Below are 23151 nucleotides of genomic sequence, written 5' to 3' on the forward strand. Positions count from 1 at the left end.
ACCGGTACCGTAGCGAAAACTGCCACGATACCGGTTTTCATTCACCTATTTTTTTCATCGTTAACTACTTACCCAAGAAGTGTTTTTTGATATAGCTTGTACCCCATAGGGCGAGCGTTACCAATAGCATCACTTTGAAATCCGTTACGAAACTAAACACTAGGGATGAAAATAATCCAAACACTATACATAGACATATAATCCGAACAATCTTTTCCATATAGTCCCCTACTCAAACAACAAAAAATATGGAGATACTTTTCAAATTTCTTATTGTTTGCACATATTTTGGAAACCGATTTTCGAAATTTGAAAATTATTGACTTCTTCAGTATCTTTGATTCATTCTATATTCATTAAAAACGAAACCATTATCGTTTCATCTTGTCTTTTTTGGCCTTACGTTTTGCATTTATACAATCAACGATGAGAACATCTATGAATGATAGAGCAACACCAATAATTGATATTATTGAGATGCGTATATAATTAATTAAGTAATAATGACCCTTGGTGAATAGATCTATTGGGCCTTTTATGCCAAAAGTTACTATGAGGATGACTATTATTAGTAACTCTATACTTTCAAAATAATTGGTAAATTGTAATTGATATCGATTGTACAATTTTTTCATTATCCCTATGTCCTTTTAGAAGAATATGAAAGAGATGGCCTTTGCTGTGACACCTGCCCAGTAATTGTTAAAGCCAGCCTTCTTGAGTGCGAACTTTAACCCAACCTTTCCACTCTGATCCATGTTGGTAAGCATTACTTTTGGTGCTTTTTGCGTTTGTGTCTTTCGTACAAGCATTCGATTGCTAGGATTATTCCGAAAAATGCTAACCCACTGAGAAAGGACGTTGCTGCTGTTTGAAGGTACTTGAGTAAGTAGTAATGGCCTTTTTGAAACAAATCTATTATTCCTTTGATGATAAATATGAGAAAGACTAGGAAATAGGTGTAACTTTGTACGGTACTAAAGTAACTATCTATTTACTTTTTGTAATGACTATAAAATTGTCTCATATTTGTTTAGACCTCTTTTACTAAAAACCAAGCAGAAAGCCTGCGCTTTTAATCGCGGGATGAATTGTGTGTTTCCTTCCTTTTCTTTTGGAACAAGGTTAATACTAAACGATATTAATTGAGAGAAAAAGAACCGGGCTGTTTACGTGGGTAAATGTAAAGGGATAGTTGCGGTTGTGACAGTAACGGTACTATATGATCAGCGATATCTTGTTTAAAAAATACAAAGGTGCTATCTCTGATGATATAATTTCGGATATTAAAAACATGTCATAAAATTGTTGAAATACTATGTAGTATAAGGTTCTGTCAATAGAGTGATATTGCCTATAACTTAAGTAGTAGGTTTTCTGCAAGGGTTAGTAAAAGTTGCGAGACTTAGGCTTACTTAATTTGGTAGACAACGGTTTTTGATGGTGTAATCCATTTGTCTTCAATAACGACGTAGCAACTAATTAGACTGAAAACAATGACTAGTAGTGAGACTAAAATGATGGTCTTATGTAGACTATTATATCTGGTGTTTCGCCACATGACATACATGGGTAAAAAGATTCCGACTGGCGGGAGAAGCACTGAAACCATTGCCAGTAAAATCAAAATGATTCCTTCGTCAGTATTTTGATAAGGAGACGTGTCAATCTTTTTTAACTGTCCCTTTTTCTCAGCAATTTGCTCGTTGTTGACGTCAATTTGTTCTTTTAGTTCTGAGTTTTCCTTTAGTAATTTATCAATTGACATTTTATAAATATCGCTGAGCTGAATTAGATTATCCAGGTCTGGATAGCCTCGACCATTTTCCCATTTTGAAATGGATTGGCGGGTGACGTGTAGAATTGTGGCCACTTCGTTTTGTGAAAATCCTTGTGCAATACGAGCACTCTTTAGTTGCAAGCTAAAATCTGCGATTAGATATTCCTCCTATGTAAGAAAATTTTTTGACGAATATAAATTATATTGTCAAATCTAATACTATACTAAAAAAATATTATTGGCGAAAAAATTGGTCCCAGGTCCTTCCTACAGGGACTAGTTATATCGCAGCCTCCCCATCTAACTCTATCTAGTGCTTTCTCCAAAATCTTTCAAACGAGATTGCAATAATCATCAAAACAGCAAAAAAACATATGTTAATGGCACCAAGCCAAACCCATGAATTTATTCCAGTTAAACCGCTAGGAACAACGGCCGTAAACACCCACAAAGCGGCCTCCATCACGACAAACATGATAAAGTATTGAAACTGACTATAACGGTCCTCACGCAATTCATTCCAATGCGCTAACGTATACAATGACGAAAACACGTTTGCAATTGAAAACGCAACGGCCAAAATAATTCTCGTTCTTAACGTATACTCAAAGTTCATTGCCGCAAAAATGCCTATTAAGATACTAACCAAAACTAGAAGTATTCTTTTTATTGATATGACCATGACTTATACTTACCACCTTTAAATTGGAATACACGGCCCTTAGCAAATCCTTTACAAACTGTATTAAATAAGCACCTTTCAATCCAATACGAAGCGCAAAACCAGTGGCACCACCCATAGCATATAAGAAAACAGCACATTTGCAAAGACACCCATCGTTTCCCCTAGTTACATTCCCTATCATATCAAGCTTTCTAATGTATCATAGAATGATGATACAAGTAAAACAACAGTTAACCAATTAAGGATATTCATCGCAGACTTTAGCTTTGAATTAGCTACTATGATGTCGTCATAAGAAAAGCCCCACAATCGTTAGACTTATCTGTCTAATAATTGTGGGGCACTTCAATCGCGTCGTTCCCTTTCTATTCCTGTTGTTCAATTCAAGGCAAAATAAAAAACCGATCAGCACTCCCCCGAGAACTGATCGATCTAGTCTATGAGCTTAGTTGTGATTCCAAATGGTGTAATTCCGCCGTCCGCACATCGCGAGGCAAGAACCGCCGAATTTCTTCTTCGTTGTAGCCCACTTCAAGCCGCTTGTCATCAAAAATGATGGGGCGCTTGATTAAATCGGGGTACTTTACAACCAAATCAACCAACTGGCTAACCGAGAGCGTGTCTAGGTCAACGTGTAGTTGCTTGAAAACATTCGACCGGGTCGAAATGATGTCTTCACTGCCGTTTTCAGTTAAGCGAAGAATCTGCTTAATTTCGGCTGCGTTCAATGGCTTGGACTTGATGTTCCGTTCTCTGAACGCAATATCGTGTCCCTTCAGCCATGCACGGGCCTTCCGACTGGATGCGCTACTTGGCGCAATGTATAAATTGATCATATCTCAGCACTTCCTTATCGTTGGATTGAGTAACGATAGAAAAAACAATTGACTTAGCTTGGTTGCTACCAAATAATTCACTGAATCATCTAGTAGAACCAACTTATATGTTACCACAACTGAATGAATAATCAACCTTTTTTGGAAACTTTCTAAATTACAGGCAACATTTTTTAGTGAGTTGGTTGTTGTCCCCAACCATTACCTTTGACCCAATCGAATTTGTGATATTAATTAAAAATGGCGGAATTATCGGCGTTAGTTTTGTCACAATGTGATTGCAGTTGGCAAATTATCCCCTGATAAGTCATTTTGATTATCCATTAAATCCGCCACGTGTGTCTTTTTCACGATAATGTATTAATATTCATTGATACGGAATTTATATTCACTTTTAATCGAAATTTCAATCTAAATTTAACACTCCAAACTAGCCGATGTGGCTAAACCGGCGTTTCTGCTATGTAAAGATATTCGTTTCCCCTTTCTGTCATCATTAGTTGTAGAATGAGAGCACAAAGTTATTTCCACTGGGAGGAATTTTCCGTGAACGTCTTCTATGCCGTCCTGCTACTAGTGCTCGCGACCATCGTCGCCAATACGATCTATCCGTATTTTCCGCTAATTCCGCAGGCTTTCTACCAAATTTTTGCCGGGGCCATTCTATCCTTGGTGCCGCTCTACCACCACTTCGTCCTTGAGCCCGAAGTGTTCATGCTGCTGATCATTGCCCCGCTCATGTTCTACGATGGCCGCAATGCCGATGGCAAGGAACTCCGCCGTAACGTCGGGTCGGTGCTCTCCATGGCGGTCGTCCTAGCCATTCTGACGGTCATCTTGATGGGCTACGTGAGCCACGCCATGATTGCCAGCATCCCGTTGGCCTTGGCCTTCGCCCTCGCCGCCATCGTCACGCCGACCGATGCCGTGGCCGTGTCGTCGATCACCACCAACATGGCGGTCCCCGAACGCGTCATGGGCATGTTGGAACGGGAATCGCTCTTCAACGACGCTTCCGGTTTGGTGGCCTTCAGTCTTGCCTTGACCGCATTTACGACCGGCAAATTCTCCGTTGGCGGTGGGATCAAGCACTTCCTAGTCGTCTTTCTCGGCGGCCTCCTGATTGGCCTGGTTCTTGGGGTCATCGCCGTTTGGGCCCGTGTTTATCTGGTTCAAAGTGGGAAGGACTCCGCTAGCGTCATCGTGCCCTACGACGTGCTGGTGCCCTTTCTCATCTACTTGGCCGCAGAACACGCCGAACTATCCGGAATTCTTGCGGTGGTCGCCGCCGGTCTGGTCTACAGTGCGTCTAACAACCAGTTGCGACTCTCCAGCACACAGTTACAGCTGGTTTCACGGTCGACTTGGAGCATCATCACCAGCGTCCTCAACGGGTTCGTTTTCGTCCTGTTAGGGGTCTCCCTGCCGACCGTCTGGGTAAATATTCAACAGGACCACACCAAGTCGCTACCGACCTATTTGTTGCTGGCCGTGACCCTCTATCTGGTCATGCTCGCCCTCCGCTATCTCTGGATTCGTTTCGACTGGGCCCTGATTCATTCCGAAAAAAACAACCGGCGGAAAAATGCGCTAGTTGGGGCTTTGTCCGGTGTGCACGGAACCATCACGCTAGCCATGGCTTTTTCCTTGCCACTGACGTTTAACGGTGCCGTCTTCCCTTTCCGTAATACGATGATCTTTATCGCCGCGGTCGTCATCATTCTGAGTCTTCTGGTGCCGACCATCGTGCTGCCATTCGTGTTGCCAAATAAGGAACTGCCCGTGGATCCCGCAACGGCGCTCAAGGAACGCAAGGCACTCGTGGCCTACGCGACTGACCGTTTAGCCCAAGAAAGTACCGCCGATTCCGCCGCAACACAATCCGTAATTGAAATTCTCAACAGTCAGGCTACGGACCAACGCCCGGACAAAAAGAAAATGCAGGCCATTTTAAACCAGGCCACGCAGGTCGAAGTCGAAACGGTTCAGGCATTCGCTGACGATGGCACGGTTCCCCAAAGCTTCGCCGCACGCTACGTCCGCGTGCTGGTGGTCAAATCCCAGATGAGCAGTAACAATCCGTTCGTCAATCTTACGCTGTGGGCCCGCTTCGTTTGGCACCGGGTCGCGCACGCCATCGTGCACAATCGCCGCCGTGACAAACGAATCGCTCAACAACGGCAACAGCTCCAGCAACGCCCCCACTCCGCAGAACAAGAAGCGGCACAGGAACGGCGCATTGCGCTACAAAAGAAGCAAGGAAACCGCCGACCACTGCGTAATCAACGGATCGACCAGCAACGACGCGAAAACTTCTACAAGATCGAAGCCGGTGTCTACAACAACGTTATCGACTTTCTCACGAAAATTGCTAGCGTCGACAACCAAACCGAGGTCAACACCGTGCGGAACTATTACAACGCCCGTCACCGTCGCGTTGACATCAATCAAGACGATAGCCAACAAAACGAATTGTTCATCCAAGCCTTCCAATTTGAGTACACTTACGTCCGCGAGCAACGCAACGCCCGTAAGCTTTCACCGGAGCTTGCAGACGAACTCTACCAACAAATTTCCACTGACCAAATGCTTTACATGCAAGAAATTGCGCCGACTGATTAGTTTCTCCACGAAGCGTCACATTTTCTTCACAATTAACTGTTATAGTTGTCGCATAACTTACGAATTAACTACGAATAAGTTACAATTTTACTCCTCCAAAAGTAAAAATAACGGGCGGCTAGCTACGGCGGTCGACCCACTACTCCAAACGTAATATACGTTCACAAAAAGCGGCGACGCAGACAATTCCGGTCTGGTCGTCGTTTTTTGTCGCTCTTGCAAAATTTGACGCACTGCGGCTGCCAGGGATTCCGCCCGCTGTGGGGACGCTTCAGCCTGAAAAAGCATCAGGCTTCTCGCTCGCTTTTAAGCCGCAAAACCATGCGTCTTAAAAGTCGCCCATCATGGTAGCTGCAAGCTACCATGATTTCCACGGCTGGCTACATCCCTGGCATCCTCCGGCTTAGATTGTGCGTTCACGCGACAATTATTGCCGGGCAACAGGAGTTAGTCAGCGTGCGATTATCACAACTACCTCTCTATTTAAGCAACAGTTTGCGGAATATGAAGTTAGGCACGGGATTTTATTCAGTTTGTCCTGTTTTCTCACTAGCCGAGTAGAAAACGCAACCGGAAAACTCAGTACTTTCGTGACTTCAAAGTGTGTTCAGCTTATATCTAAGGCAAAATAACCCCCTAAATTGGTCGATTTCTGCTCGTTAAGTTAGAAAACATCTCATAATTGAATGATTTTTGCCACCAGAAATTTACACTCATCGCAAACTAGCTTATAATTTCTTTAACACGTTAAAGATTTGGCGTCTTTTCGCGAATTGGAGGGTGACTGTTATGAAGCTGACAATTTTATCGACGAGCGATACCCACGGGTACGTCTTCCCCACGAACTATGTGAAAAAGGGAAGCCACCAGGGATTTGGCCTGGCGCGCGCTGCCACGGTGATTGCCCGCGAACAAGCCAACGCTCAGGGTCCCGTGGTGACCATTGAGAATGGTGATTTTTTAGAGGGCTCCCCACTGGCCTACTATGTGGCGCGAGTCAAGCCTGACCGCAATCCACAACCACTCATGAACATCTATAATCAAGTTAATTATGACTGCGGTATCCTGGGGAACCATGAATTTAATTATGGTCAGGAATACCTGCAGGCTGCCATTCGTGACGCCAAACGAACGATCCTGTGCGCAAATATTTTGGACGCTAACGGCAAACCCGAATACGGTCAGCCCTACAAGATCATCGAAAAGGACGGCATTAAGATTGGCGTTCTGGGACTGACCACCCAAGCAGTCTATAAATGGGAAAAGGCCACCAACATCAGTGGCCTGCAATTCGAATCGGCCTTCATCGCCGCCAAGAAATACGTCCCCATCATCAGAGAACTCGCTGACGTTGTCGTTGTGTGCTATCACGGTGGCTTTGAACGCGATCTGGTCACCGGTCAACCTAATGACATTCACGTGGGCGAAAACGAAGCCTACCACATCCTAGAGGCCATTCCAGGCATCGATGCTTTGGTCACCGGCCATCAACACCGCCAATTGGCCACCGATGTCTTTGACATCCCCACGACCCAACCCGGTTTCCGGGGACAAGCCGTGGGCAAGATCACGCTGGACCTCGACCGCGATGCTGCTGGTAAAGTCCACGTAACCAAGCACCATTCCGAACTGGTCAGCGCCGAAGAAGCACCCCTAGACCAAAAAGTCCTGACCGCCGCCACCGACCTCAACAACGAAGTCGGCCATTGGCTCGATCAACCGCTGGGCCATATCAAGGGTGACATGACCTTCACCGATCCCTTTGCCGCACGGATTCACGAGACGCCATATATCGAATTTATTCAAAAGGTCCAAATGGCAACGATGGGGGCCGACATTTCCGCAACGGCCCTGTTTAACGACGAAGCCCGTGGATTTGAAAATCCCATCACCATGCGGAATATCATGACCAACTATGTCTACCCCAACGGCCTATCCCTCCTGAATATCACCGGGGCTGACCTGAAGGCGGCGCTGGAAGTCAGTGCCCGGTACTTCACCGTGAAAGATGGCGAAATTGCCGTCAATCCAGCGTTCGTTCACCCTAAGCGGCGGCAGTACAACTACGACATGTACGAAGGTGTCGACTACCGCTTGAACGTGGCGAAACCCATGGGTCATCGGGTCGAAAGCCTGACGTATCACGGTGAGCCCGTCACGCCAGAACAGCCACTGCGAATCGCGCTGAACCAATACCGTGCGGTCGGTGGCGGCCACTACGCCATGTACGGTGCCGACAAGATCATTGCGGAGAGTCAGGGTGCGATGAGTGAAATTATCGCGGACTATCTGCAAGACCATCCGACGATAGATGCGACCACCAACGATAACTTTACCGTGGTCAATGACCCACAAGATTAATCTGGAACAATTGAAAAACGGTTATCCTTTCTACCCTGCTATTATTAGCGAGATTGAAAGGATAACCGTTTTTTCATTCTTCTTCAAAAAGTGTCCTGATGATAGGAAGTTTTGGCGTTACTTTTCAGAATATGCACTATGTTCACTAAAACATGGGTGTAGGCGATTACTAAAAGACAAGATTAACTATCATGGTTAAAATGTACCCACCTGCAACAGTAACAACGCAGGTAAACAGTAAACATATTATCCACAGTAGCCACTTCGAATCAACGCTTTTGCTATATTTATAAATCTTATTCAAGAGGTATATGGTAAGGGTACCAATTCCAAACAGTATCGTTATCGTTAGCAGTAATCGATACTCACTATAACCACTTGCACGAGTTCCCCAATCAACCATAGGATTAATAACAAATACAGCGGTGACCGCTAATGTCATTCCTAAAACAGCAGATAAAAGTATCTGTTTTCCAATTATTTTTCTCATAATAAAATCGTTGTGATTGCTCTAGCTGCTATACCAGCTATCGATTTAGGCATACCTTGCTTTTGAAACTGTTTTGCCATGGCATTATCAATATTGCCTTCAAAGTCTGACACAATATTCAAAGTCTTCATCACCGACTCGTAACTTAAATATTTTTTCAAAAAGCCTTTGATAAGCGGTACCGATGAAATAGCTTTATTCCAAGCTTTTCTCCCCATCTTTTTTAAAGCCGCAATTGCTGCCTTTGCGGCCACTTTAGCAGCTTTGCTTTTAATCCCACGGGTACTAATCTCATGATTATCATGAAGTTCTTCAAGATTAATTCCTTCTTGTTGCAAGGCTATTGCGATTTGATAGGCTAATTCATTAGGATCTAAATTTTCTAACGTCCCCAAATCCTCACTAGAAATACTATTATCTGGTGCCTTTTGAACCGTATCAGCGCTTGCATTGACGCTACTAGCTGAAGTGGCAATCGTACCTCCAATCATTAAAGTACTAGCCAATAAGATACCACTTCTAAACCAAATTGTAGACTTTTTTTCTTTCCATGTTGGACTTATCATAACTTGTTTATTCTCCTCTGATATAAACTAAAAAATTCAGCTTTTTAAGTACGCTATCGATAGCACTATCAATATATCTTAGGAGCACTCCTATAAAAAAGAACGCAACCGTTTACATCATTGCCACGTAAACTACCGCGTTCCTCTTAACTTTTAGCTTCACATGACAAAGGGGGTACAAACAATGAGCTAATTATGGGTAGCCGCCATCGTAAAATTAAGGACAAAAAAAGAGGCCCAATTCTAAAGTGAATTGAACCTCCCAAATCTCCACATCAACACCCGTTGACAAAGAGCCTACCACTCTCGTTAGCGGCTTTTTTCTTACGCTTCTTTTTCTTCTTTTTTTCATCGCCGATGTATTCAACGGCGGCGAGTTGACGAATCGTGGTGACCTTGATCTTCCCAGGATACGTCAGCTTGTCTTCGATCTGCTTGGCGACTTCCTTGGTCAAGTTAGCCGCCGCCTTGTCGTCAAGTTCTTGTGGCTTGACGACGATCCGCAGTTCACGACCTGCTTGAATCGCATAGCTTTCGGAGACCCCGGTTTGTTCGTTGGCAATCTGTTCCAACGCCCGCAGTCGGTTGATGTAATCTTCAACGGACTCGCTCCGGGCACCTGGACGCGCACCGGAGACGGCATCGGCCGCCGCGACTAGGTCGGACAATGGGGACGTCTTCTCAACGTCGCCATGGTGGGCCGCAATCGCGTTGATGACGACCTCGTCTTCACCGTACTTCTGCGCAAATTCCGTCCCGATTTCCACGTGGGTGCCTTCGACTTCGTGGTCGATGGCCTTCCCAATATCATGAAGCAAGCCGGCCCGCCGTGCTAAACGGGTGTTGTATCCCAGTCTAGCGGCCATGGCTCCGGTCAACTGCGCCACTTCGATCGAGTGCAAGAGCACATTTTGACCGTAACTGGTCCGGTACTTGAGGCGCCCAATCAGCTTCATCAGGTCGGGGTGCATCCAGCCCACGTGTAGCAGGCTAACGGTCTGTTCTCCGGTCTCCCACAGGCTGTGGTTGACATCACGCTGCGCATTTTCCACCTGCGTTTCGATTTGGTTGGCGGAAATGCGGCGACTGGCGATCAAGTTGGTCAACGCGACCCGGGCCACTTCGCGGCGAATCGGGTCATGCGTGCTGATAAATAGCGTCGAGTTGTCGTCCGGCACAAAAATCAGGTCCGTCCCGGTCAACGTTTCCAGCAAACGGATGTGTTGACCATCACGACCAATAATTTTACTGCGAACCTCACCGTTGGGCACGACCACCGTATGTTCCATGTGTTCCTTTGGCAGGTCTTGTGGCCCACTTTCGGTTGCCGACAAGACGACATCCTTGGCCCAGCGTTCGGCGCTGGCAACGGCGTTATCGTTCAACGCCTTGATTTCCACGTCGCGGTCACGCTTGAGTTCCAGTTCGGTATGTTGTAACACCGTGTCTTGGGCACCCTTGGTATCCAATTCCGCACGGTCTGCCAACGTCTTTTCGCGGTCTTCCCGCAACGTGGTGGCTTGGTCGTGTAGTAAATGGATGGCCTGGCGCTGGTCGCGGTTGGCCTGACTGCGTTCGTCCAACATTGCGGTCTGGTCGTCCAACCGAACGGCCATCTGTCCCAGCAACTGTTCACGCTGCTGCCGCCGTTGTTCCCGTACCGTAATGTCGCTCTGTTGCTCGGTCAATTCGTCTTTTACTGATTGCTGATAAGCCAGCGTGTCGCGGCGACTATCCGCCTGCAACTTGGTGACCTGCTTTTTCGCCTTTTCGGTTGCTTGAGCAATGATGTCTCGCGCCTGGGCCTGAACCGCCATGAGTTCTTGACGGTGCTTGTGTTGCCGCACCAGATAGCCGAGCACTAGCCCAATCACCAAAAGACCGATAATTAGTCCTGTGATTAACAATTTGCTAAGCTCCTTAATTTCACTCCCACGATCATCGTGGGTTCCGTTAATAGGTAATTTCGGGTGAAAGGTAACGTGAAATGGCGCTACCGGTGACTTTACGCCACCTGTTTCAAAATGGCGGTCTAGTCTACACCCGATTCTAGTTAATTATACGCTATTTACGGCCACAACCCAACCAATCATCCGCGCGGTTTTTCCATCGCGACCGGCAGAAATAGCCAGCAGAGGAGAATTAATTTTAAGCCAGTGGCGATCCACAGGACCCCGAGCGCCGTTAAAATGGCCAATCGGGCCCCCATGGCACAGCCCAGAATGAAGGTAATCAAGACGAGCGCTAATTTTCCTTGCCGTGCCCGGGCCGCTCGATCACCATCGACCCAAGCACGGTAGGTATCGGTCGCGAGATTCTTGGTATTGCCACTCATGATGCCATTGTTGATGCCGATCCCGCCGACCTGGCGAAAAATCGTCAGCTCGTACCCGGCCACAACGCCGAGGAAAAAGACCAGCCAGATGGTCGGCAAATTCGTCTGCAGACTGGCTAAGATTGCGTAGGCAAGAATGTCCAGGAGCAGTAACCAGCGCATTTGCCGCCGACGATTGTCTTGGCTAATGTGTTCGCTCAGTCCCTGCGCGCCAAAACAGCCTAGGAAATAACCGATCCAGACGGGGACGTTGACCCACGCGTCGCCCCAGCCGTGTTCGACCAGTTTGACCACGAAAACAACGAGGTTTCCTGTCTGGGCGCTCACGAAGACCGCGCCGTGATTCAGGAACGTATCGGCGTCGATCATCCCCATGACTAGGGTCGCCCCCAGCGTCAGAATCGTTTCGGTCATGGGTCGAAATTGTCGTTCCGTCACTGGTTCCATCTGCTCACTCTCTCCTTTTGGCTCTCTGGGTCCGTCTTCGGCCAGCGGGCACGCCACCCTGTGGGGCAGACCTGAAGCCTTGAAAACCACAAGTCTTCAGGGCGACTTGGAGCCTCAAAAAACGAGTCTCCAAGCTCGGCCCGTGTTCTAAGGCTGGGAAATTCGCCCAGTCTAAGAACACCGACACAGGGTTCTGTGCCCGCTGGCCTTCGACTAAGATAGCCGAAAATCAGGTTGCATACTTCAATTACAAGTTATCAACGACAGTTATCCATTAGTCATATCGCAGGATAGCTTTAACGACTAACAATTGCTGTTATTAAAGCTATCCAACAAATTTAACAACCCCCACCCAAGCCGAGAGGTCGGCAGATATGGGCTCAGGCGCGTCGTTCTGCTTAGCAGAAGGCCAAGCTTGAAGACTCGGCTTTTTCGAGGCTTCAAGTTGTGCCCGCACCGTTCCAGCCCATATCTGCCGGCCGGTAAGGCGCCAGGACCGCTAGAGTTGCCAGTCATAATCCTACTTAATGTATTTCGCTAAGTAAGCCTTAACTGTCTTTTCGTAGAGCTTGGGATTGTGTGACAGAGCTGCGGCGTGCTTGGCACCGGGAACGATGAGCAATTCCTTAGGCCCGGCATCCGCGCGGTAGACATCGTAGACCATCTTGGTTGGGACGAATTTGTCCGCGCCACCGTGGATGAACAGCATTGGCTTGTGGTTCTTCTTGACCGCAGCCGTGGCGTTGGCGTCCTTGAAGTAGAAGCCGGCCTTCAGTTTGGTCGTCAGGCTCGTCAGTGGTACCAGCGGCCAGTAAGGCAGGTTGTACATCTGCTTGGCCTGGTAGGCGATTTCGGCGTCGGCGTTGGTGTAACCGCAGTCCTCAATGTAGGCCTTCAGCTGGCTCGGCGTCTTCAAGCCGCTGGTCATCATGGTCGTGGCGCCCCCCATGGACACCCCGAACAGGACGACTTGGGAATCCTGTCCCTGTTTGGCGATGACCTGGTCGACCCATTTCAAATAATCCCGGCTCTCATAGTGGCCGTAACTGATGACCTTGCCTTGGCTCTGGCCCTGACCGCGGGTGTCCGGGATCAGCGTGTTGTAGCCGAGGTCGTGGAACATGGCGACGTACCCGCCCATGGCTTCCTTGTCAGAACCGAAGCCGTGGACCAGCACGACCGTCTTCTTACTGCTTTGATCCGCGGGAATGTAGTCCGCGACTAATTTCAAATTGGCGCCGGCCGCCTTTTCCGTCCAGTGTTGCTTGGCAACGTCACGGTACCATTTCTTCTGCGTGTACATCGGGTCGGCCTTTTTCAGCCGGGTGTCCGTGGCAACGAAGCTCTTTTTGCCGCTCGCCACCGTCATGTTGTAGAAGTACAGACTCGCGCCCACGAGGCCACCCGCCACTAAAAGGATCACGATGCCGAGGCTGATCAGCCACCATTTCAAACGCTTTTTCATCTTACTTTTCCCCCTAATCGTCTCTCAAATCTCTCTTATTGGTAAGTATACGGAGTTCTTTAGGCCAGCGCAATCGTTACGAAGTTTGCTATAATGTACCCAATTACGGTGGCGCGGCTTGCAAGCCAAGTCAGCTCTGGATTAACCGCAATCCTGTCCAGAAAAAATAGTTACCTAGGAGGCAATTTCTGTGAAATATTCTTTAAATTGGGACCTCGATTCTTTATTTGCGGGGGGCATTACCTCATCGCAACTCAAAACGAAACTCGCTCAGATCAAGAGTGCCATCGCCACGCTGGGTGACCTCCTGGACCGCTGGGACGCCGCCAGTGACGCACCAGAGTACCAACAATTTGTGAAACTCATCGACCAATTACAGGCCATTGAGGCCGGATTAGGTCAGGCGGGCATTTTCATCATGGCCGTAGGTGACGCTGACATCAAGAACCCCGACGTGGCGCCCAAGGAAGCCCAACTGCTCGACTTGGAAACGCAGGCCGAAAACGTCAGTGGCAAACTGAAAAAGGTGTTGGTTCAGGTATCAGACGCCAACTTCAAGGCAATGCTGGCGCGGCCAGAACTCCAGCCGATCGCGTTTAATTTAAAAGAAATGCGCGACGCCGGTAAGGAATTACTCGACGACAAGACGGAGGCGCTGATCAACCGGCTCAACATGGACGGCAAGGCTGCCTGGAGCTCCCACTACGATTCCTTGGTTGCCACCGTCAGCGTGCCATTCAAGGACGCCGATGGTCACCCGGTCACCCTGTCCGCGGGGCAAGCCGACAACAACTTGCTGGGAAACGCCGACCCACAGTACCGCGCTGACCTCTTGCCAGCATGGGAACAGGCGTGGGCGGATAAGGAACAGCTCTTCGCCGACACGTTGAACCATTTGGCCGGATTCCGGTTGACCGAGTATGCCGCTCATGGGACGACTGATTTTCTGCGCGAACCTTTAAAGGACAACCGGTTAAGTGCGAAAACCTTAGCGACGATTTGGCAAGTGGTCGATGACAACAAGCAGTTCTTGCTCGACTACCTGGACCGCAAGGCGGCGCTGTTGGGCAAGAAGCACGCAGGCTGGCAGGACGTGGAAGCGCCGCTGAACCTGCCAGGGAGTCACCTCCACCACTTTACGTTCGATGAAGCCGCAGAATTTATTATCAAACATTACGGCGAATTCTCACCGAAGATGGCGGCGCTGGCCAAGCACGCCTTCGAACACCGTTGGATCGAAGCCGAGGACCGCGCGGGCAAGGCACCCGGTGGCTGGATGGAAAGTGCGCCAGAAACCAACGAATCGCGAATCTTCATGACCTTTACGGGCTCACCGAACGACGTGTCAACACTGGCTCACGAACTGGGTCACGCCTTTCACTCCAGCGTGATGGGCGACCTGCCCCTGTTGCGGCAAGGGTACGCCATGAACGTGGCGGAAACGGCCTCGACATTCGGTGAACTCATCGTGGCCGATGCCAACGTCAAGGCGGCGAAAAACGACGCGGAAAAGATCACCTTGTTAAATGCTAAAATGGATAACCCCCTGGCGATGTTCTTGAATATCCGGGCCCGGTTCCTATTTGAAACTCGCTTCTACCAGTTGCGCCAACAAAAGTTGGTCACACCAGCCGAACTCAACGAGCTGATGCTCAACGCGCAGAAGGAAGCGTTCGGTCACGACCTGTCGACCTACTCGCCACACCTGTGGGCTAGCAAGCTCCATTTCTACATTGACGAACCGGCCTTCTACAACTTCCCGTACGTCTTCGGCTACCTGTTCAGTCTGGGCATCTACGCCAAGGCCCAACAGGAGGGCAACTTCGAGGACGCCTACATCGCCCTGCTGCGGGACACGGCCAACATGTCGACCGAAGAATTAGCCCAAAAGCACTTGGGCGTTGACCTGACCCAACCCGATTTCTGGTTGGCCGGTGTCAAACTCATCAAACACGATGTCGCCGAGTTCATGCGGTTAACCGATCCGTTGGTTAAGAAATAAAGGGTTAGTCTGAATACAGGCAACCTAGTAATGTCATCGCCTTACCGGCCGGCAGATATGGGCTGGAACGGTGCGGACACAACTTGAAGCCTCGAAAACCGCGAGTCTTCAAGGTTGGTCTTCTACGTAAGTCGGCTAAAAAACGCCGACTAAGTAGAACGACGCGCCTGAGCCCATATCTGCCGACCTCTCGGCTTACGTAGTTGTCCTATGGTCACGGATGATTAGGTCTTTATCAACTTTCTGTTATGACTGATAAGTCACATACCATCGGCTGAAAACTCAATGATATTGGCATGCACTCATTCCACATTAGCCACAACCCTAGCCGGAGGAGGTCAGGACGAAGCCAGCTGTGTCGACGGTGTTTGTCGGGGTATTTTCCCGACTTACAGCGTGGGACGACCTCGGAGACACGCGGTTTTCGTGGCTTTGAGGCGAGCCGGAAGCCCGCACTCTGGCTGGAGGCGTTCCCCATAGCAGGCGCAGTCCTGGCAGCCGCAGGCGACATGCCAGTTATCTTTCATTTAAAAGTAACGTAGAGTGGTATAATGAAGATAATAATATGGGACGAAAAGGGTGATTGGTATGTTTTCTGAACGACTTCGGGCCTTGCGACGCGGCCAACACATTACACTAGAACAATTGGCAACTGGCTTAAACGAACATTCCGTGGGGCCGGATGACCACCCCAACACAGCGTCACAAATTGGCAACTGGGAACGGGGTATCCGGACACCGTCATTTCTTGAGGTGCGCAAGTTAGCCGAATATTTCGATGTGACCATGGACTACTTAACCGGTAAGGCGGAACGCGACGAGTACGACTTAGGCCGCCTCTTCCTCTCTGGCAAGCAACTCAGCTTCAACCGTGAGCTGTTGAGTGGCCGCGATCGCTACGAAATTTACCAGTTGATCGATGGCTACCTGCATGGCAAGGAAAATCGCTATACCAGCGCCGAACCAAACCAGCAGGAAGAATTGGATCTCCATTTAGACGATAACCATTAACCGCGAGTCGGCTGGTCAGCGGAAACGCTAATCGGCCGGCTTTTAATTTTATTTTGAAAGGACCTTTCCCGTGAATCCAAAAAAACTGAAAAAGCTTAAGAAAAAAGTCCGTCACCTCCCCATGAGCCAACGTAAGACGGCTTACATGGACCGGATGGCGGCCTATTATAAACAATTTAATGACTTCCCAGCGGCTAAAATTTTAATCAGCAATATCCTGTTAGCCGATAAAATGTTGGCGGCTGGCGATTTGCCGCAACAGTTGCCCCTCCTGCAACTACCGGATGACATTCAGGACCAAATTTTCCAGAAGCTAGCGAGTCAGTACCCGACCGGTGACGCTAAGGGCGACCAGTTGTGGAATGAGCTGACCGATGCGCTGCCCCAGTTGGACCACGACTTGCGCTCCTTCCGGGATTATCTGGAAAACCACTACGGCATGTGGGCCTACACGTCTGCACCATTTGTGGCCGATTTGGCGAAATTCGTAGATGACCGCGCCGTGCTGGAAGTCATGGCGGGTAACGGCTACATTTCAAAAGGCCTGCGGGACGCGCACAAAACCGTGTACGCCACGGATAGTCAGACCTGGACGGCAGAAAACGAAACCGGCCGGCACGCATTGACGACGATTGAACCACTGGGGGCCGTGGAAGCCTTCCAGAAATACCAAGATAAAATCGGCGTGGTCGTCATGTCGTGGTCACCGGACGGCTTGCCCGTGGATTGGGAGTTGTTGCAAGCGATTCGCGAGTCCAAGACGGACGTGGACTTCGTGGTCATTGGCGAAAAAGACGGCGCAACGGATTCAGCAGCCTTCTGGTCACACGCCGAATTGGTCGAAAATGCGGCGACACGCCAGTTGAACCGCCACTTCACCCCGTTTGATTTGGTAAAGGACCACGCTTACTTAGTGAAGTAAGATTACAATTTGCTTGGAACGGTTTACCTCAAATTCCCCTTTTGATATGCTATTAGAGGCATATCAAGAGATGGGGAGGAATCGACCATGATTCTGAGCAATGTTCTGTTTTACGGTCTGAGCATCTTGCTGGTCGCGGCATTAGGTTACGCAGCGTTCGCGAGTTACCAGGCCCATCACGATGAATAGAGACAAAAATACCGACTAGCCGGATATGTGGCTGGTCGGTATTTTTTGATAAGTTGTCAAATTAATTTTAGCCGTTATGCTTTCAACTCACGTTTGACCTCATCCCAAGAATACTTCTTTCCCTGACGAGCATCCTCTGCCACCCGCATCATTTTTGCAGCAAACGCTTGCTCCGCCGTCAGCCGACGACTATCAATTTCCGTAATCTTTTTCAATAGGCTGTCCTCCATTTACTGATATTCCGCCCAAGTCAGCACCAACGTCAACACCAGCATCAACCCAATTGCCACCGCATGCCAGCGCTTGTTCCCCACGAAAATGGCGATGTATTCCCGCAAAATGGCATTGGGGAGAAAAAACCTCGCCGTGTGGGCACCGATACCATTCGCTTTCAAACCAGCTTTTCTGGCAATCATCCCCGCCCGAAAAGTGTGGTAGCCATTGGTAACGAAGGTGACGCGCGGCTTAACTGCACCCCGGTCGTCGATAATCTGCTTGGAAAAAATCATGTTTTCATATGTCGTTTTCGAGCGGTCCTCAGCAAGCGCATCGGCGGCCGGCAAGCCACGGTCCAACGCATATTGGCGCATTGCAACGCCCTCCGGAACCGTCTCGTCGCCACCCTGACCACCGGAAAAGATGATAACGGGCGCGCGGCCGGTCTTCTTCACTTGCTTACGATAGAAACGCAGGGCCCGGTCGATTCGCTGGCCCAATAGTGGCGAGACCTCATTACCATTTAACAGTCCCGCTCCCAACACGATTAAATAATCCTGCTTATATCGCGGATGATTAAATTGATAAATGACTAGCATCGTCAGGTAATTGTAGAACCAGAACAACACGTAGAAAATCACCATTGCCGGAAATAAATTCAGCACGGTCGCTACTGGCACGGGCAAATACAACGTCGACAGCCGCGTCACAAAGGGTGCAATCAGAATCGCAATCCCCAGAAATAGCGTCAACATGTTCGCCAGCGTATGGCTCTCCCGTTTCCAGACAATCCACGCATTCCACAGCAACAGGAAGGCTTGCAGGGCAAACACGATACCGATCAGCATCAACAAAATCACAAATAACACAATGCTGATGACGATCAGCCACTTATTGTTAGTCCCCAAAATGGTCATGGCCAACAACGTTAAAAACGAATAGAAAAATAGCGAAAACCAAATACCATTTCCTAAACGGCGCTTCTCGATACCATAGCTGACGCCAAATACCACGCCAAAAAACAACGGGATCAGCCAGCCCAGGTAATAAACCGCTGGAATATTAAAAAGTTCATTTTGCATTACACTCTAAACTCCCCTAAAACAATTTATCGCTGTCTTGCGGCGTCCAAACGGCCATAATGGTCAGTTCAATCAGCGTAAACACCAGCGAGATTGGCGGCCACACAAAGATCAATCCCAGCACGCCGATCCATACCAACCAAAACCAGATATTCGCGTGGATTCGATAGGCCGACATCGCCCGAATCTTCTGGGCAACTTCCGGATTGTGTTTCCGGTTGGCGCGCATCACCTCGAAAGACAGCACCGCGTAAGCCAACGCCCACAAGGTAAAAATGATGAAGTAAAACAACTCCGGTTGAACGTCTGTGATAAATTCCCCAGCCCAAGCCGTCGACACTGGCAGCATCGCCATCACCAAGATCCACAGGTTGTTCGTCCAGTAAATTCGCTTGGTCACCCGTTTGGTCAGCGCAAACATATAATGATGGTTATACCATGCCACGCCAATAAATAAAAAGCTAATCAGATAAGCCACCAAATAACTCCAGTTGGCTGCCAATGCCGCAAACGTTGGCTCATCCGGCGTCTTGAATTCCAACACCATAATCGTCAGTAAAATTGCGACGACTGCATCCGTAAAAGCCTCGACCCGTCCCTTATTCATCCGCAAAACCCCTTAAATTTTCTTGATAATCCTAGAATAGCACAGAACATATTGCGAACGATTGTTGAAGCCCCAAAAGTTGTGCTCATTTTGCGCCAAAAAAAAAAAACGTCCAATCAGCCTAAGCTGATTGGACGTTTTTACCACAGCATTCGTTTTACCGAATGGACTTATCTCGGAATCCACATTCCCTCAAAGTCAGACACGTCACAATACGGTGACATATGTGCCCTGCTGACAAATTCACCTAGCCGCTTGCGCGGACAATCCTTGCAAGCAAGAATTGCGTGATTTCTCGACTCATCGCATAGGAACAATACTACCACACGTTGCGCGTCGAAACAAGGCTATTTCTTCTTAATGTCAGTTTCTTCTTTATTCGTAGCCGCTGCCTGGAGCTTTTCAATCTGCAGCTTGAGCCAATCATGGAGACTGGTATCGGCGACCGCCGCCTGATCCACATAGGTCGTTGCCGGGGCTAACGCATCGATACGGAGGCCGGAAACGTTGATGTCTGGCGTTTCAATGACCGCGTAGACGTTCAACTCAGCCTCTTCATCGGTGTCCATAATTTTTCCAATCGTCTTCGTATCCTGTAACGGCAGGTTGATGACACTCAGTTCCAACCGTACGGAGGCCTCGGTGTCGGTCAGCTTCAATTCGGCTTGTGCCAATTTATCGGCACCAATCTGTTCACGAATAAACGTTGCCAACGGTGACATGAGCCCATCTGGGTCGGCAAAGAATTCTTTTTCCGTGGTGTCCGCCGTGAAATGTTGAATTTCATCGGCTGCGACTGCGTCAATAAACGTTTGAATTTCTCGTTTCATTCTTTACACCTCGTTTTTTAGTGACCAAACCGTTTCCGGTCAGCGTGATCTTGTTGCTTCTTCCGTAACCGCAATGCCAGGACCAGCCAGTATGCGTTGCCCCACATTAAAGCGAGACTGAAGGCTGACATCAACAATTTGATCATAATGCTGGCCCCACTGTCGCTCCACATGTTGAACAGCACGCTAATCGGTGACAACGTGTACAGGGCAATGACCAATCCCATGAAATAAAATGATGGCTTCCAGTTCAGTGCCGCCATAATGATCGGAATCATGTACAAGATGACCGCAATCAGCGTGGTGTGCCAAAATTCGGCCATCGTCATTTGGACGTTCGCACTGTGAATAAAGGGACGGGACATTAAAAAATTAATGGCAATAAAGCCGAACATGGACACGATGGCCCAAGCAATCACGTTACGATCTCTCATTTTAAAATAAACTCCTCAATAAATTTCCTAAAATAAAAAACGCGGTCACACTGACCACGTTTTAGTCAAGTTCCTCTTCTATTTTAACTTATTCCCGACCGAAAATCAGCTAATCCCCGAAAACTAACGGGAAACTAATCAACTAACAGGTCCAAAACATCTTGGGTATCGATGCCGTTGAAGTACAGCTGCGTGTTAGCGTTGTTCAGAACTTCGCCGACATGTTCCCGGTCGTAACGGACACCGGCCAATTTGTCAGCCAGTTCAGTTGCATCGGACGGACCGAAGAAGTCACCGTAGAACTTGATGTTCTTGATCTTCCCATTTTCAACCAACAACCGTGCGTCAATGGTCCCGGCCGTAAAGTGTTGCCGCTTCTTCACCGTAAATTCTGGTGAGTTGCCGTAAACCCAATCCCAGTTGCTGTAGTAGTCATTGTAAATTTTATCGATAGCTGCCTTTTCGCTGTCTTCGATGGTAACTTCCTTGTCCTTGATGGCATCCAAACTGTCCACGTGGAACAATTCTTTCAACAAGGTGTCGCGGAATTCTGGCACGGTCAAGTTTTGATATTCAGGTGCCAAGAATGGCTTCAAATTAGTTACCCGTGACCGCACGGACTTGATTCCTTTGGACTTCATCTTGTCTTCGGGAACGTTCAAGGCGTGGGCAATCACATCTTGGTCCACGTCCAACATCAAAGTCCCGTGAGAGAAAGTCTTCCCACTGTGAGAGTACATCGCGTTACCAGAGAACTTCTTGCCGTCGACTAAAATGTCGTTCCGGCCAGAAACCTCGGTCGTCGTTGCTCCCATGGCGTGTAAGGCGTCCACGATTGGTTGGACAAAGGACTTGAAATCCCCGAATTCTTCACTATCGCTATCAACCACGAAGCTAAAGCAAAGGTTCCCGAGGTCTTGGTAGACAGCACCACCACCCGATAACCGACGAGTGACCGTGATGTTGTTTTCTTCAACGTACTTTTGGTTGATCTCTTCCAATGTGTTTTGGTTCCGACCAACGATAATGCAAGGTCCTTCGTAATAGAACAGAACTAATGGTTCGTCAAACTTTTTGTTGTTCATCAAGTACTGTTCAGTTGCTAAGTTGTGCCGAATGTCGTGTGACTTCATAGCGTACCAATACATAACCCAAAAACCCCTTTCAAATTAACCAACCCGAGGCCCTACAGAACTGTAGGTTTCTCGGTTACTTTAAATCATAGCACGCTTTGTTAGCGATTACAATTTAGCGTTTAGCTAACTTTCATTCCTCAATTTATTTTGTAATAAGATAGGTTGAAAACGATTTCAAATTCATAAAATTCGCTTGTCGTTTGTTCGGTCATTCGCCTAAAATGCGCAAAAAAAGGAAGCGAGGTTTTGTCTCGCTTCCTTCCCCGTCTGGGTTCACCCTAGGCGGTCATTTAAGCTTAATGGTGGCCGTAACCACCATCCCTTTATCTGACCCAATTATAGGCCCCTTACTAACAAAAAGGTAGCATTTAGCTCAGTCTTCCGGGTTAATAAGTTGCCGGAAGTAACCGTGCTGATGCAGGTCGTGTTTTAGGTCCGTCATCGTAAATTGGTGGTAAAACTTGCGGTAATCCTCATCAGCCAGGGTAAACAAGTCCGTCAACGTCTGCGAAATATTGGCAGAAATATCCGTTTCGTCGGTTGCCTTGGTCCCCTTAGAATCACCCGTAATGAAACGCGCGTAGCTAATGGTTGGTGGAATCGTCAGGTCGTAGAGTTCGCCAACATTAATATCAGCGAGATCTTTGATGAGCTGATAGCCACCATTTTTACCAACAGAGCCCTCGATGTACCCCTGTTTATGGAGCACCGAGAGAATGTTGCGGATCATTACCGCATTCAGTTGAAGGGACGTCGCGAGTTCCCGACTTGCAATCTTACGCGGACGATTTTCGTCCAAGTACAGCAAGCTGTGAACCGCAACGGAAAAGTCTAATCTCATCGTCCAACCATCGCTTTCAAGAATTCTGTAGTCATTATAGGTATCATACCACACTCCGTTAGTCAGATAGTAGCGGCCGGATGAAAACCTAAGGACTTTCTCATATTGAAAGGAGTTGCATAATTTTTCAAGACTTGCATAGCTTTTGCCCCTAAATCATTAGTTAGACAACCCAGTTATCCAACTATGGACTTCCAAGTTAAATTTTTTATCATTTTTTGAAATGTCTGCGATGATTGATATAACAAAGTTTATGAGGTTTTTATGAAGTTTCCATGACCGATTATGTTAAAT

The 23151-nt window shown here is 48.2% G+C and carries 18 protein-coding genes; 5 read left to right on the forward strand and 13 right to left on the reverse strand.

Features of this window, described 5'->3' with window-relative positions; genetic code table 11:
• Positions 1-1411 precede the first annotated feature (1411 nt).
• Together JUF10_RS11490 and spx are read right to left on the reverse strand one after the other, a co-directional pair.
• Positions 1412-1921, reverse strand: coding sequence for a helix-turn-helix domain-containing protein (locus JUF10_RS11490; protein WP_203642418.1), 510 nt, complete (start codon positions 1919-1921; stop codon positions 1412-1414).
• Positions 1922-2902: 981 nt separating this feature from the next.
• On the reverse strand, positions 2903-3301 hold the full coding sequence (gene spx / locus JUF10_RS11495; RefSeq protein ID WP_048734088.1) for a transcriptional regulator Spx: 399 nt from the start codon (positions 3299-3301) through the stop codon (positions 2903-2905).
• A 546-nt stretch (positions 3302-3847) separates the two neighbouring features.
• Here spx and JUF10_RS11500 point away from each other — a divergent pair.
• Both JUF10_RS11500 and JUF10_RS11505 read left to right on the forward strand, forming a co-directional pair.
• On the forward strand, positions 3848-5923 hold the full coding sequence (locus tag JUF10_RS11500; RefSeq protein ID WP_203642420.1) for a cation:proton antiporter: 2076 nt from the start codon (positions 3848-3850) through the stop codon (positions 5921-5923).
• Positions 5924-6712: 789 nt separating this feature from the next.
• Positions 6713-8284, forward strand: a complete 1572-nt coding sequence (locus JUF10_RS11505) for a bifunctional metallophosphatase/5'-nucleotidase (RefSeq protein WP_203642422.1) — start codon at positions 6713-6715, stop codon at positions 8282-8284.
• Between the two features lie 486 nt (positions 8285-8770).
• Here JUF10_RS11505 and JUF10_RS11510 read toward each other — a convergent pair whose 3' ends face one another.
• From JUF10_RS11510 to JUF10_RS11525, 4 genes are all read right to left on the reverse strand, one after another.
• Positions 8771-9340, reverse strand: coding sequence for a hypothetical protein (locus JUF10_RS11510; RefSeq protein WP_203642424.1), 570 nt, complete (start codon positions 9338-9340; stop codon positions 8771-8773).
• Positions 9341-9615: 275 nt separating this feature from the next.
• Positions 9616-11247 carry a ribonuclease Y gene (rny, locus tag JUF10_RS11515; protein ID WP_203642432.1) on the reverse strand — a complete coding sequence of 544 codons (1632 nt, stop codon included), beginning with the start codon at positions 11245-11247 and terminating at the stop codon, positions 9616-9618.
• Between the two features lie 182 nt (positions 11248-11429).
• Positions 11430-12122, reverse strand: a complete 693-nt coding sequence (locus JUF10_RS11520) for a YoaK family protein (RefSeq protein WP_203642434.1) — start codon at positions 12120-12122, stop codon at positions 11430-11432.
• Positions 12123-12642: 520 nt separating this feature from the next.
• The gene (locus JUF10_RS11525) at positions 12643-13587 is read right to left on the reverse strand and encodes an alpha/beta hydrolase (RefSeq protein ID WP_203642436.1); all 945 of its coding nucleotides are present in this window, start codon (positions 13585-13587) and stop codon (positions 12643-12645) included.
• Positions 13588-13777: 190 nt separating this feature from the next.
• On the opposite strand from JUF10_RS11525, the gene JUF10_RS11530 reads away from it, so the two are divergent.
• The 3 genes from JUF10_RS11530 (at position 13778) to JUF10_RS11540 (ending at position 17522) form a co-directional block, all read left to right on the forward strand.
• Positions 13778-15589 carry a M3 family oligoendopeptidase gene (locus tag JUF10_RS11530; RefSeq protein ID WP_203642438.1) on the forward strand — a complete coding sequence of 604 codons (1812 nt, stop codon included), beginning with the start codon at positions 13778-13780 and terminating at the stop codon, positions 15587-15589.
• A gap of 588 nt (positions 15590-16177) precedes the next feature.
• Positions 16178-16600, forward strand: a complete 423-nt coding sequence (locus tag JUF10_RS11535; protein ID WP_048734070.1) for a helix-turn-helix domain-containing protein — start codon at positions 16178-16180, stop codon at positions 16598-16600.
• A gap of 70 nt (positions 16601-16670) precedes the next feature.
• The gene (locus JUF10_RS11540; protein ID WP_203642440.1) at positions 16671-17522 is read left to right on the forward strand and encodes an SAM-dependent methyltransferase; all 852 of its coding nucleotides are present in this window, start codon (positions 16671-16673) and stop codon (positions 17520-17522) included.
• 263 nt (positions 17523-17785) lie between these two features.
• Here JUF10_RS11540 and JUF10_RS11545 read toward each other — a convergent pair whose 3' ends face one another.
• From JUF10_RS11545 to JUF10_RS11575, 7 genes are all read right to left on the reverse strand, one after another.
• Positions 17786-17926: a hypothetical protein gene (locus JUF10_RS11545; protein ID WP_203642442.1), complete on the reverse strand. Its 141-nt coding sequence runs from the start codon at positions 17924-17926 to the stop codon at positions 17786-17788.
• A gap of 15 nt (positions 17927-17941) precedes the next feature.
• Positions 17942-19009, reverse strand: a complete 1068-nt coding sequence (locus tag JUF10_RS11550; RefSeq protein ID WP_203642444.1) for a YdcF family protein — start codon at positions 19007-19009, stop codon at positions 17942-17944.
• 16 nt (positions 19010-19025) lie between these two features.
• Entirely contained in the window at positions 19026-19616 is a 591-nt protein-coding gene (locus JUF10_RS11555) for a TMEM175 family protein (protein ID WP_203642446.1), read from the reverse strand.
• Between the two features lie 347 nt (positions 19617-19963).
• Positions 19964-20446 carry a hypothetical protein gene (locus JUF10_RS11560; protein WP_203642448.1) on the reverse strand — a complete coding sequence of 161 codons (483 nt, stop codon included), beginning with the start codon at positions 20444-20446 and terminating at the stop codon, positions 19964-19966.
• A 17-nt stretch (positions 20447-20463) separates the two neighbouring features.
• Entirely contained in the window at positions 20464-20880 is a 417-nt protein-coding gene (locus JUF10_RS11565) for a hypothetical protein (protein WP_203642450.1), read from the reverse strand.
• A 134-nt stretch (positions 20881-21014) separates the two neighbouring features.
• Positions 21015-22028, reverse strand: coding sequence for a lipoate--protein ligase (gene lplA / locus JUF10_RS11570; protein WP_203642458.1), 1014 nt, complete (start codon positions 22026-22028; stop codon positions 21015-21017).
• 361 nt (positions 22029-22389) lie between these two features.
• Positions 22390-22857: an Rrf2 family transcriptional regulator gene (locus JUF10_RS11575; RefSeq protein ID WP_203642460.1), complete on the reverse strand. Its 468-nt coding sequence runs from the start codon at positions 22855-22857 to the stop codon at positions 22390-22392.
• Positions 22858-23151: the final 294 nt, after the last annotated feature.

The organism is Levilactobacillus andaensis (genome assembly GCF_016861695.1).
GTDB lineage: Bacteria > Bacillota > Bacilli > Lactobacillales > Lactobacillaceae > Levilactobacillus > Levilactobacillus andaensis.

Bases quoted from the DNA above. Each gene is read 5' to 3' on its own strand.
- spx (WP_048734088.1), bottom strand. From the start codon at position 3,301: ATGATCAATTTATACATTGCGCCAAGTAGCGCATCCAGTCGGAAGGCC.
- JUF10_RS11505 (WP_203642422.1), top strand. From the start codon at position 6,713: ATGAAGCTGACAATTTTATCGACGAGCGATACCCACGGGTACGTCTTC.
- JUF10_RS11510 (WP_203642424.1), bottom strand. From the start codon at position 9,340: ATGATAAGTCCAACATGGAAAGAAAAAAAGTCTACAATTTGGTTTAGA.
- JUF10_RS11520 (WP_203642434.1), bottom strand. From the start codon at position 12,122: ATGGAACCAGTGACGGAACGACAATTTCGACCCATGACCGAAACGATT.
- JUF10_RS11525 (WP_203642436.1), bottom strand. From the start codon at position 13,587: ATGAAAAAGCGTTTGAAATGGTGGCTGATCAGCCTCGGCATCGTGATC.
- JUF10_RS11535 (WP_048734070.1), top strand. From the start codon at position 16,178: ATGTTTTCTGAACGACTTCGGGCCTTGCGACGCGGCCAACACATTACA.
- JUF10_RS11550 (WP_203642444.1), bottom strand. From the start codon at position 19,009: ATGCAAAATGAACTTTTTAATATTCCAGCGGTTTATTACCTGGGCTGG.
- JUF10_RS11555 (WP_203642446.1), bottom strand. From the start codon at position 19,616: ATGAATAAGGGACGGGTCGAGGCTTTTACGGATGCAGTCGTCGCAATT.
- JUF10_RS11560 (WP_203642448.1), bottom strand. From the start codon at position 20,446: ATGAAACGAGAAATTCAAACGTTTATTGACGCAGTCGCAGCCGATGAA.
- JUF10_RS11565 (WP_203642450.1), bottom strand. From the start codon at position 20,880: ATGAGAGATCGTAACGTGATTGCTTGGGCCATCGTGTCCATGTTCGGC.
- lplA (WP_203642458.1), bottom strand. From the start codon at position 22,028: ATGTATTGGTACGCTATGAAGTCACACGACATTCGGCACAACTTAGCA.
- JUF10_RS11575 (WP_203642460.1), bottom strand. From the start codon at position 22,857: ATGAGATTAGACTTTTCCGTTGCGGTTCACAGCTTGCTGTACTTGGAC.